General features: G+C 43.6%; 8 protein-coding genes and 1 pseudogene. 3 read left to right on the plus strand and 6 right to left on the minus strand.

All coding sequences use genetic code 11. The features are described from left to right. The 3 genes and pseudogenes from QZT73_RS10575 to QZT73_RS10585 all read right to left on the minus strand — a co-directional run. Positions 1 to 287: four helix bundle protein (locus QZT73_RS10575; RefSeq protein WP_291788063.1), on the minus strand; the 287-nt coding region annotated here is incomplete at its 3' end. Between the two features lie 393 nt (positions 288 to 680). Continuing rightward, positions 681 to 887: pseudogene (locus tag QZT73_RS10580) on the minus strand (four helix bundle protein); the annotation flags it as partial. Positions 888 to 918: 31 nt separating this feature from the next. After that, positions 919 to 2,286: an NfeD family protein gene (locus QZT73_RS10585; RefSeq protein WP_291788065.1), complete on the minus strand. Its 1,368-nt coding sequence runs from the start codon at positions 2,284 to 2,286 to the stop codon at positions 919 to 921. A gap of 168 nt (positions 2,287 to 2,454) precedes the next feature. Between QZT73_RS10585 and QZT73_RS10590 the strand changes: the two genes are divergently transcribed. Together QZT73_RS10590 and QZT73_RS10595 are read left to right on the plus strand one after the other, a co-directional pair. Continuing rightward, positions 2,455 to 3,639, plus strand: a complete 1,185-nt coding sequence (locus QZT73_RS10590) for a LysM peptidoglycan-binding domain-containing protein (RefSeq protein ID WP_291783717.1) — start codon at positions 2,455 to 2,457, stop codon at positions 3,637 to 3,639. Between the two features lie 111 nt (positions 3,640 to 3,750). Next, complete coding sequence (locus QZT73_RS10595; protein ID WP_291788067.1) at positions 3,751 to 6,912, plus strand: hypothetical protein; 3,162 nt, start codon at positions 3,751 to 3,753, stop codon at positions 6,910 to 6,912. Between the two features lie 240 nt (positions 6,913 to 7,152). On the opposite strand, the gene QZT73_RS10600 is transcribed toward QZT73_RS10595, so the two are convergent. The 3 genes from QZT73_RS10600 to QZT73_RS10610 form a co-directional block, all read right to left on the minus strand. Continuing rightward, positions 7,153 to 7,929 carry a TIGR02757 family protein gene (locus QZT73_RS10600; protein WP_291788069.1) on the minus strand — a complete coding sequence of 259 codons (777 nt, stop codon included), beginning with the start codon at positions 7,927 to 7,929 and terminating at the stop codon, positions 7,153 to 7,155. A 1-nt stretch (position 7,930) separates the two neighbouring features. Then, a complete protein-coding gene (locus QZT73_RS10605) occupies positions 7,931 to 8,485 on the minus strand; it encodes a hypothetical protein (protein ID WP_291783709.1) in 555 nt (184 codons plus the stop codon). An 86-nt stretch (positions 8,486 to 8,571) separates the two neighbouring features. After that, on the minus strand, positions 8,572 to 9,297 hold the full coding sequence (locus tag QZT73_RS10610; RefSeq protein ID WP_291788071.1) for a hypothetical protein: 726 nt from the start codon (positions 9,295 to 9,297) through the stop codon (positions 8,572 to 8,574). A gap of 707 nt (positions 9,298 to 10,004) precedes the next feature. Between QZT73_RS10610 and QZT73_RS10615 the strand changes: the two genes are divergently transcribed. Further along, a partial coding sequence (locus tag QZT73_RS10615; protein WP_291788073.1) for a sugar phosphate nucleotidyltransferase occupies positions 10,005 to 10,978 on the plus strand: 974 nt, incomplete at its 3' end.

Consider the following 10,978-nt stretch of genomic DNA (forward strand, 5'->3'; position numbering starts at 1 on the left):
AGCTCTTCTTCATTAATGAATCCTGCATCAAAAGATCTATAAGCTTGAGACTTAGTTTCTCCATTAGAACCTTTTGCAATGGACAAAAATTGAATGAATTCTTTGTTACCATCTCGTTCAAATCCTTCAGCTACATTATCCATGATCGAACCAGAAGAGGAATTTATCTGAGAGCATAACTTAAAATCTTTTGAAAATTCTTTTCTTTTGGTTAGCACTCTAACAGCTTTACAAAGCTCCCTGGCTTCTTGCCAAATATCTAAATCTTCAAATCGGTAAATTTTCATAGTTTGGGAGATTAAAAATCCTCAAACTAAAGTTACAAAATAATTTTTCCTTGGACTTTGAAATAATCGGATAAGTGTGAAGGAGTTCAGGGTTCAGTGTTCAGAGTTCAGGAGTTCATGAGTACAAGTGAACATTACAAGATTCGTAAAACTATGAACTGTGAACATTTGAACAAAGTAGGTTCAGGGTTCAGTGTTCAAGAGTTCAGGAGTTCAGGGTTCAGGAGTTCATGGTTCGGGAGTTCATGGTTCAGAGTTCAGTGTTCAGTGTTCAGAGTTCAGGGTTCAATGTTCATGGTTCAGTGTTCATGGGTTCTAGTTTACCTTACAAGATTCGTAAAACAACTTGTCCGCTACACCACAGGCGTACAGGCGCGGCGGAATTGAACATATTCAAAACTTATTTCCTTTTCTATCCGAACTTCTTAAATACTTGATAAGTGAGTTCAATTTTCCTTTAATACTTTCTGTTCTTGTTAAAATGTCCATAAGCTCTTCTTCATTAATGAATCCTGCATCAAAAGATCTATAAGCTTGAGACTTAGTTTCTCCATTAGAACCTTTTGCAATGGACAAAAATTGAATGAATTCTTTGTTACCATCTCTTTCATATCTCCACTACCAACTTCCATCAACCCTCTAGCTTTCTGACCCTCAGGCTGGTGCCCTCCGTGCTGATGACTTTGATTTTTTCCCCTTTATCAATAAACTCCCCACGGGAATAGGCATCATAGATTTCATCACCAATCAAGATTTTACCGCTAGGCATCAGCCGGGTATGGGTAATTCCTTCCTGCCCTATCAGGTCGCTGGCATATAGGGTGGAGGTATACCCCTCATCCCTATTCTGGGTGCCGGCAAGTGCAATACTGCTAAATGCCCGCCATTTATTGACCTTGGGTGCCATATAAAATATAAGCCCCATAGCTGCAAGAGCGGCCAAAAGTACAGTCAATAAGGCTCCAAACAATTCCCCTGTGGGCACAAAGGTGAAATCAAAAGCATCGTTAGGAAGCATCCCAAGGGTAAGCCCTACAAGAATACAGATGATGCCCAAAATCCCAAAGATTCCAAAACCTGGAATAACAAAAAGCTCCACCAATAACAGCACTACCCCCAGGATAAAGACTGCAATCTCCCAATTGGAAGCCAATCCGGTAAGGTAATAGGGAATAAAATACAAAATGATGGCAGTGATAGAGGCCGCTATGGGGAAACCTACTCCCGGGGTTTGTATTTCAAAGTAAATACCTGCAAATATTATCAGAATAAGAAATCCACTGACCACAGGGTTAAGAAAAAAGGCAATAACGTCTTCCACTCCTGAGGCATCGTAAGCAATGATTTCATAATCACTGATTCCCAATTTTTCTTCAACCAACTCCTTCATACTATTGGCCTGTCCCTCACTGAATCCATTGGCAATGGCTTCAGATACAGAAAAGGTGATCACAGACCCTTTCTCGGTAATTCCCTCAATCTCCAGGTTCTGATCTACCATGGCTTCTGCTATCTTGGGATCCCTGCCCTTGGCTTCTGCGGTACTCCGCATCATAGAGCGCATGTAAGATTGGTATTTGTCAGGAGCAGCATCTCCTCCACCTCCCATGACCACAGTAGCAGCACCGATACTGGCTCCGGGAGCCATATAAATACTGTCGCAGGCCACCGAAATCAAGGCACCTGCTGATGCAGCATCTTTGTTGATCCATACATGGATGGGCCGGTCCAGTTCCAAAATCATGGTGCGGATGTCGTCCGCATCATTCACCGCACCTCCATAAGTATCCATTTCTATGATGATCAAATCAGCCTCTTTGCTTTTGGCATCTTCCAGGGCCAGGCGTACCCTGCGGTTCATCCTGGGGTCAATATTGTCATCAATCAAAAAAGTATAAACTTTTTGCTTTTGGCTAAGGGGAAGGCTATCATTTTGGGCCTGAGCATCCAATACTGTAAAAAGCCCAAAAAAGACGCATATAAATCCTATGTACTTCATTATTTAATGGTTTCGATCTTGAATATACCAATATTATCGGATATCCAAATTTAATAATAACACGTTAGTGTATGGTAAACAAAAAAGGATGGTACCTTTCCCACCATCTGAACTTGGAAATGAGAAAATTAATCTGAAATTTGTACGCAGATGTAAAGTCCTATGATTATGAAGAAATTGATTGCCCTTTTGATTGGAATACTTGTTTACACACAAAGCCAAGCCTATGATACCATTGAAAGAGATTCCATTGGAATAGAACGGGTTGGTAACAGGACTTTTATTGTACATCAAGTAGATCAGGGGGAAACTTTATTTGCCATATCGCGCAGGTATCAGACTGCCATCAATGACATTCTCCAGAATAATGAACAGTTGCAGAGTGGCCTGAAAATCGGTCAAAGGATCAGAATTCCCTATATCAGTCCTACAGCTGTACCGGAAGATTCCAAACTGCACAGGGTATCTCCCGGAGAAACACTCTTTTCCATATCCCAACAATATGCCGTATCGGTTAACGATATCATGTCCTGGAACAACCTCAAGGGGAATGACCTCAGTGTTGGACAGGCTTTGATACTCAAAGGGATAGTGGAGGCCAAGCCCGAACCCGAACCGGTAAAAGCGAGCCCTGAGCCGGCAGCCGTGCCTGCACAGGCTAAAAATGAGGTGAAAAGCACTGAGGAAAAACCTGTGGTGAAAAAAGCAGAAGCCAAAGCCAAGGAGGAAGTCAAAGCAGCCACACCAGCACCAACTGCACCTACCACTGCTCCGGCATCTTCATCTTCCTCCGAAACGGCAGCCAAAGCACTTCCGGGAGATTGGATCAGCCATACCGTAGCCCAGGGGGAGACCTTATTTTCAATTGCCCAGGCCTATGACGCCAAAGTGGATGACCTGATCACATGGAATTCTCTGGCATCCAATAACCTCAGCGTGGGGCAGCGTTTGAAAGTAGGAAGAGAACCTTCTTCAAATGTTCCGGTAGTGACAGCTACAGTACCCATTATTGTCAATAACGAGCGTTCGGAAGGACAGTTGACAGCACCCAAACCTGAAGTTGGAGGACAAAATGCCAGTACGGCCTATAAAAACATCAAGGAAACAGGCATGGCAGAGGTCATAGAAGGAACAGGAAACCATAAAAAATACCTGGTGCTTCATAGAACCGCACCCGTTGGGACCATTATGCGGGTCAGGAACGAAGAAAACGATATCACCATTTTTGCGCGGGTAGTTGGGAAACTCCCTGACACAGGAAACAACAGCAGGTTGGTGATCAAGTTGTCCAAAGCGGCTTACGATCAATTGCGCGCAGTCAATGCCCGTTTTCCAGTAGAGGTTTCTTATTAAGTAAAAGCGTAAGCTCCATTCATCAACCCAATCCTCCAACTATATCAATTCGGTATTTTCATTGGTTTTTGTGCTTTTAATTGAGTACAAATCAATAAACCATCCGAAAAGATGCATCAACTTTACAGAAATTTTAAAAAGATAGCCTCGCTAGGCTTTTTGCTTTTGCTTGTATGGAGTATTCCAACAAGTGCCCAGCAAGTAGACATGGACCATTTCAAGGCCATGCAAACCCGGAGTGTGGGGCCAGCGGGAATGAGTGGAAGGGTGACAGCCATCGATGCTGTACATGACAATCCCAATATCATTTATGCCGGCGCAGCTTCTGGCGGTCTTTGGAAATCCACTTCAGGAGGAATTACCTGGTCGCCTATCTTCGATGAAGAAAAGGTACATTCTATTGGCGCCATTTCCATTTATCAGAAAAACCCCAACATCATCTGGCTTGGAACAGGAGAGGGCAATCCCCGGAACTCCCTCAACATGGGCTATGGTGTATACCGCTCCCTTGATGCCGGTAAGACATGGCAGCTGATGGGACTGGAAAAAACCCGTGCTGTCCACCGTATCATCGTACACCCAGATGACCCTAATACAGTGTATGTGGGAGCCATAGGTTCTCCTTGGGGAGAGCAAGAAGAAAGGGGAGTATACAAGACTACCGATGGGGGGAAAACATGGAACAAAATCCTTTACGTGGATACCAAAACCGGTGTAGGGGAAATGATCATGGATCCCAATAATCCCAACAAAATATTTGTCAACATGTGGCAGCACAGGCGCTATCCATGGTTTTTTGAGTCAGGAGGGCCTTCTTCGGGGCTTTATGTAACACATGACGGCGGCGATAACTGGAAAAAAATCGATGACAAAAACGGGCTTCCCAAGGGAGATCTTGGCCGTATGGGTTTGGCCATATCCAAAGCCAATTCCAGCAAGGTATATGCCTTGGTAGAATCCTCGAAAAATGCCTTGTATGTCTCTGAAGATGGAGGAGATAATTTCAAAATGATCAATGACAAACCTGAAATCGGTGACCGTCCTTTCTATTATTTTGAAATCTATGCTGATCCCAAAAACCCGGACAGATTGTATACCCTATACTCCCGTGTAGGTATGTCTGAGGACGGGGGAAAGAGCTTTACACAGTTGCTGACCTATTCAGGTGTTCACCCCGATCACCATGCATGGTATATCCATCCGGAAGATCCCAATTACATGATTGATGGGAACGATGGGGGGCTGAATATTACCCGGGATGGGGGTAAAACCTGGTATTTTGCAGAGAATTTACCTTTGGGACAATGGTACCATATCAATGTAGACAATGAATTGCCTTACAATATTTATGGAGGTTTGCAGGATAACGGCAGCTGGGTAGGCCCTGCTTATGTATGGAGAAGGGATGGTATCCGCAATACCTATTGGCAGGAAATCATGTTCGGGGATGGCTTCGATGTGGTGCCTGATCCAGAAAATTCCAGATTTGGCTACGCCATGTCACAGGGTGGCAATGTGGCCAGGTACGATAAAGAGACCGGTCACAAGCGTTTTATCAAACCCACCCATCCGGACAAAGAGGTTTTCCTAAGGTTCAACTGGAATGCCGCCATCGCCCAATCTCCGCATGATGCAGGCACAATTTACTATGCAAGCCAGTTTTTGCACAAGAGTACAGATCGGGGAGAGACTTGGGAAATCATATCTCCGGATTTGACCACAGATGATCCTGAAAAACAGAAACAACAGGAAACAGGTGGCCTGACCTTCGACATTACGGGAGCAGAGAACCATACCACCATCATAACCATTGCTCCCAGCCCCATTGATCCCGATGTGATCTGGGTAGGTACAGATGATGGCAATGTGCAAGTGACCCGAGATGGAGGGAAGACATGGACCAACACAGCAGCTAAATTGACCGGATTGCCCAAAAACAGTTGGATACCACAGATTCAGGCATCCCGGTATGATGCCGGAGAGGCTTGGATTGTTGCCAATAATTACAGAAACAATGATTTTTCAGCATATGCTTACCGTACAAAAAATTATGGTGGAACCTATGAGCGCATAGCAGATGACAGTAAAGTTTGGGGTTATGCACTTTCTCTTGTTCAGGATCCAGTGGAACCCAATTTGGTTTTTCTGGGAACAGAGTTTGGCCTCTATGTCAGCTTTGACAATGCCAAAACATGGAAGCAGTGGAGACATGGTTACCCCAATGCGGTGTCAACTTATGACATGGCCATTCAGGAGAGGGAAGCTGATCTGGTGATTGGTACATTTGGTCGTTCCATTTATGTATTGGATGATATCCGCCCACTTCGGGTTTATGCCCAAAATCAAGGCATGGCACCAGCTGCAAAAATCACCGCAGTAAGCCCCTCTGATGCTTATCAGGCAGAAATTCACCAGCCACATGGGGAGCGCTTTGCCGCTGATGCTAAATATGCTGCCGAGAACAGACCTTTTGGTGGCAGGTTACATTTTATCATCAATGATGCAGAAAAGGAGAAAATGGATTCGGTGACAGTGGCTATTTTCAATGCCTCTGGCGAACAGATAAGAACATTGAAAACAGTCCCGGTAAATGGAGTCAATCAGCTGATCTGGAACTTGGATAGAAAGTCAGCCGCAGATGTACCGATGGGCAGAGGCGGACAGGCCAGTAGAAGGGGCTTCTATGAACCCAGTGGGGGCCCTGCTTTACCTGGCACCTATAAAGTGGTATTCACCTACGGTGAAGAAAGCGCGGAAACTTCCATCAACGTATACAATGACCCTAGAATTACCGCACAGATGGCAGATCTGCAGGCAAGAGAATCCTTCCTCAAAGCATCCGAATTGCTGGGTGCTGAAGTGATGAAGGCAACCAATCAGTTGGACGAAGCCAAGAAACTCATCGATAGGGTTTTGAATTATGCCAAGGATGTGGACACGGAAGAGGTGAAGGAATTGGTCAAGCTGGCCGAAGAAACCAAGAAAAAGGTAGACAGCACCAGAGAAGCATTCTATGGACCTACCAGAGAGGGACAGGGTATCGTGAGAAACCTTTATCCAACGACCATGACCATGTTATTCGCTCCAAGAAGGTATGCAAGCTCTTCTTTCGGCGCACCGGGTGACACGGAAGAAAGGTTGATGCAACATGCCAAGGAGAGCGCAGAAGAGGCCATGGAAGTCTGGAATGCTTTCTTTGAAAATGATTGGAAGCCATTTGAGGAAAAAGTCAAAGCTACAGAGATTGATATTTTCCAGTTGCTTGAAAATTAAGGAATACATAATTTATGAAAAGGCCCCGGCAACGGGGCTTTTTTTTTGACATTTCAGCCGCATTTCTTCCCACTACCTCTTGTTCATCCAAGTCCCGGTTGCCGAGGCCCAATAAATAATATGTGTAACGTTCCGAATAGTCAGATTAAAATAATTCAGAATTTACCGCTCCCCTGAATCTTCTACTAAAAATATCCGCGGCATATTACTTGGTACAAAGTATAAAGTTCATTGTCCCATCTAAAAACCCCCATGAAGCCGCTCTTCCACACCCATCCCAAAGAGGGCAAAATCATATTTAACAGGATCATCCGGATCGAATTCCCGCAAACGGCGGGTGAGTTCCATGGCGGTCAACCAATCGGTCTGTTTGCGTTCGATCAATCCCAGTTTCCTGCCTACACGGTCCACATGCAGGTCGCAGGGGCAGATCAACTGATAGGGTTTGATGCGTTTCCACAGGCCAAAATCTACGCCCTTATCATCAGAGCGTACCATCCAGCGGAGAAACATGTTGATGCGTTTGCAGGCGGCTTTGCGTTCCGGGCTGGCAATATGTTTTTTTGTTCTTCCCGGTGCTTCCGGTAGTTGAAAAAAGAAGCGGTGAAAATTGGACAACAGCCCCTCCATTGCATCCACATCAGCTGTCCATCCCAAAACAAATGCATCTTCTAAACTTTCATGGTTTTTATATAACCAGGAAAAAAATGCAATAAAATAAAGCGTGTCTATGTCGTTAAAAGTACGGTGCTTAAAATCCAAAAAAGGCTTGAGGTCCTCTTCCTGATGGTGCAGCATAAATTCATGTGGCGCATTGTCCATCATGGACAGTAAGTCCAGGCACTTGTTGATGATGGTTTTGCGCTGCCCCCAAGCCAAGATAGCGGCAAAAAAGCCAGCAATCTCTATATCCTGCTTTTTGGAAAAGCGATGGGGAATAGATACCGGATCAAGGGGGATAAATCCTGGCTGGTTGTATTCGGATACTTTTTGCTCCAAAAAATCCTTTAAATCCATCTTAGAGCGCCACATTTACTTCCCCGCCCTGTATACCGTCAAACCACTTGAAATGGAGTTCTTTTTCCTTCCTTTCAGAAAGGTGCCAGTCAAAACATTTGATATTGGTAAGGGCTGTTATGCTATCTCTGTCCGGGTCATAAAGACAAATGTCAAAATCCGGTAATTGTTTGGATTCCGTGGCATTCCATTTTTCCAGGATAAGTCCTTCATCTATGAATTTGACCTTGCTGCCAAAAAAATGTTCCTCCAAGACAGATGGAACACCGTCTTTCCTTCTTAAGCGATAGCAAGTAGGGCCAAACATGATCTGTTTGTACATTTTGGCTTCCAGCAGTCCATTGGTTTGCGGCAATGCTTCCCAGTCTGATTTTTGTACAGTAACCTGCTCACCTTCAGGTCTTAGACTAGCCAAAAGCCTGGACAAAGCGGAAAAGAAATAAGTCACTCCTACGAAGAGAAGGCCAAAAGTGGCCATGATAGGGTAGGATAATACAAAAATGGTATTCCACAGGAACCTAAAAATTTGGTCAAATATCAATCGGGTCTTACTCATTGGACAGCTAATACTGACACAAAGGTAAGGTGAACCTTTTGCAATCCCAAAAAAGAAGGTTGAGCTCGGCCTGTCTTGCGTTTTTTTTAGAAATAACGCATCAGGACAATATTGAACTGTGCCATGTGGTCATTGCGGTTGTTGTACCCCATGTTGCCATCCAGGTCATCAGCAAAGGTATGCATAAAAGTTCCCTCCAGCCCTATGTTATAAATGTAACCGATCCTGTAACCAATTCCGACCCTTAAAGGAATATAGGAAGTAACTGTACTGACACGCACCGATTCACTGCCGTTTGTATGAAGGACACTTTGCCTTCTGTTTACAAACATGGCCCCCAGTCCTAATCCTCCGTAGGCGTTGAAGCGGGGGCGGTCGCTTACATGCTGCTTAGGAAAAAGCAAAAACTGTGGCACTATGTCAAAATAAAATGCACCTCCACGGAAAGCATAGGCTTGTCTTTGGTTTCCCCAGTTTTCTCTGGTCCCTTGCCGGAAACCGTCCCAGCTTACCAGGCGCTGATAACCGGAGGTGAAGCGCAGTTGCAAAAAGTTTGTCAGGTTTTTGCTGTATCCGAGGGAGATATTCGTTTTAACAGGGAATTCCATATTGGGGTAATTTCCCCCGTTATCCCCATAGAAAACCGCTGGACCTATGCCCAGATAGAACATTTGGTTTTTGTCCGAAGAGGGTTTTTCTAAATTTTGCGCATTTATATGGGATGTGCTGCTATAAATTGCCAACACCAGTAATCCCAAAACAAGCATTTTCAATTTCCCTGTGGGAAATGGAGTGATCCTGATTTTTTCCATTTTTGGATAAACTTAAAATAATACAATAATCAGTTCCAATAAAAACTAGGGCAAAACAGAATCAAAGTAGAGCAATAAATGCTCCAAAATGATGTATTCGATGTAAAATAAACTTTATTTTTTTTAAAAATTACAAAATTCTAAGAATTACTCAAAGTACTTAAGATAATTTCCTTGATTTTCAACGCTATAAATAATAATCAAGTCTTGTGCTAGATGGAGGATATTTGGTTTTATTGGTAAAAAATCGCGCCTTTTTTCCTTTCTAAATAGCACAATCCATGTTAGGAATACTATATTTGAGCTTTGTACGGGATCGAAGAACATAACTGAATTGGGTGAAATAATTGCAGTTTTTCATGTTCAGATCAAGTAAACCACAATTAATTCCTTGTACGGACAATCATTCCCTTAGCTTTGGTTTAAGTGATGTGTTTCAATATTGTATTGGACCATGTGACTGAAAGGGCGAAGCCATGCATGATTTCAAAAAAATTTAGTAAAAATTGATATGGGCTTATGCTTTGCTTATCCCGAAAATCAATGCTCCATGAACCTTTAAGCAGAAGGAAAGACATCTCAAAATATATTTCTTCCCTATAAATGCTTATTATTGTGCTTTTAATGGAATGATAGCAATAATTTTGGATTCAGGATACTTATCAAAACATACTATTCGTAAACAATTCATTTAGTTTTTTTAGAAAATGAAAACCATTAATGTAATTCTCAGTGGCGGTGTAGGTTCCAGACTTTGGCCACTATCAAGAAAGAGTCGTCCCAAGCAGTACCTGCCGATATTTGAGGGTGAAACCTTATTTCAGAAAACAGCCAAACGGAATTTGGCATTTTCGGATGAGGTCTTGGTAGTCGGTAACAAGGAGAACTACCTGCTTTCCCGGAAGGACCTGAAAAGATCAGGCATAAGTGCCTACAGAGAGGTCATTGAAGCCTGTCCCAGGAATACTGCTGCAGCCATTACTTTTGCTGCATTGGTATCTGAACCGGAGGACATTTTGCTTGTAACCCCTTCCGACCAATTGATAGAGGAAGGAGAAGCTTATGAAATGGCAGTAAATAGGGGGCTTGAACTTGCAAAGCAGGGCTTTATCGTCACATTTGGGTTGCGTCCTACCAGACCTGAAACAGGATATGGTTACATAGAAGCATTCGGCGAAGATGTCAAAGCCTTTCGCGAAAAGCCTGATAAAATTACGGCCCAAAGCTTTCTTGATCAGGGTAACTTTTACTGGAATTCAGGTATCTTCTGCTTCCAGGCAGGGGTATTTTTGGATGAATTGGCCAAGTTTGAACCCAATGTATACCTGCGTTCTTTTATGGCCAAAAAGGAAATGAAAGAGCATATGCTTCCTGAGGAACTCTCATTGGAAATTCCCTCTATATCCGTGGATTACGCGGTCATGGAACGTACGGAAAAGATCAAGGTAGTGCCCTCATCATTCCATTGGTCGGATATGGGTTCATTTGAATCCATTTACGATTACCTGATTGAAACCGGACATCCAACAGATGATTTTGGCAATATGGTGATCGGCAGTGAACTGCATACGGAATTTACAGGGTTGAGCAATACCATATTGATCCATACTGAGGATGCCATTCTTGTCCTGCAAAAAGAAAACGCACAGGAAGTGAAGCAGATTTATGAACGCCTGGTGAA

The sequence above is a fragment of the Cecembia sp. genome (assembly GCF_007126775.1).
In the GTDB taxonomy this organism is placed as follows: domain Bacteria; phylum Bacteroidota; class Bacteroidia; order Cytophagales; family Cyclobacteriaceae; genus Cecembia.

Coding starts and splice junctions, on each gene's coding strand:
- QZT73_RS10585 (WP_291788065.1), bottom strand. CDS start 2,286: ATGAAGTACATAGGATTTATATGCGTCTTTTTTGGGCTTTTTACAGTA.
- QZT73_RS10590 (WP_291783717.1), top strand. CDS start 2,455: ATGAAGAAATTGATTGCCCTTTTGATTGGAATACTTGTTTACACACAA.
- QZT73_RS10595 (WP_291788067.1), top strand. CDS start 3,751: ATGCATCAACTTTACAGAAATTTTAAAAAGATAGCCTCGCTAGGCTTT.
- QZT73_RS10600 (WP_291788069.1), bottom strand. CDS start 7,929: ATGGATTTAAAGGATTTTTTGGAGCAAAAAGTATCCGAATACAACCAG.
- QZT73_RS10605 (WP_291783709.1), bottom strand. CDS start 8,485: ATGAGTAAGACCCGATTGATATTTGACCAAATTTTTAGGTTCCTGTGG.
- QZT73_RS10610 (WP_291788071.1), bottom strand. CDS start 9,297: ATGGAAAAAATCAGGATCACTCCATTTCCCACAGGGAAATTGAAAATG.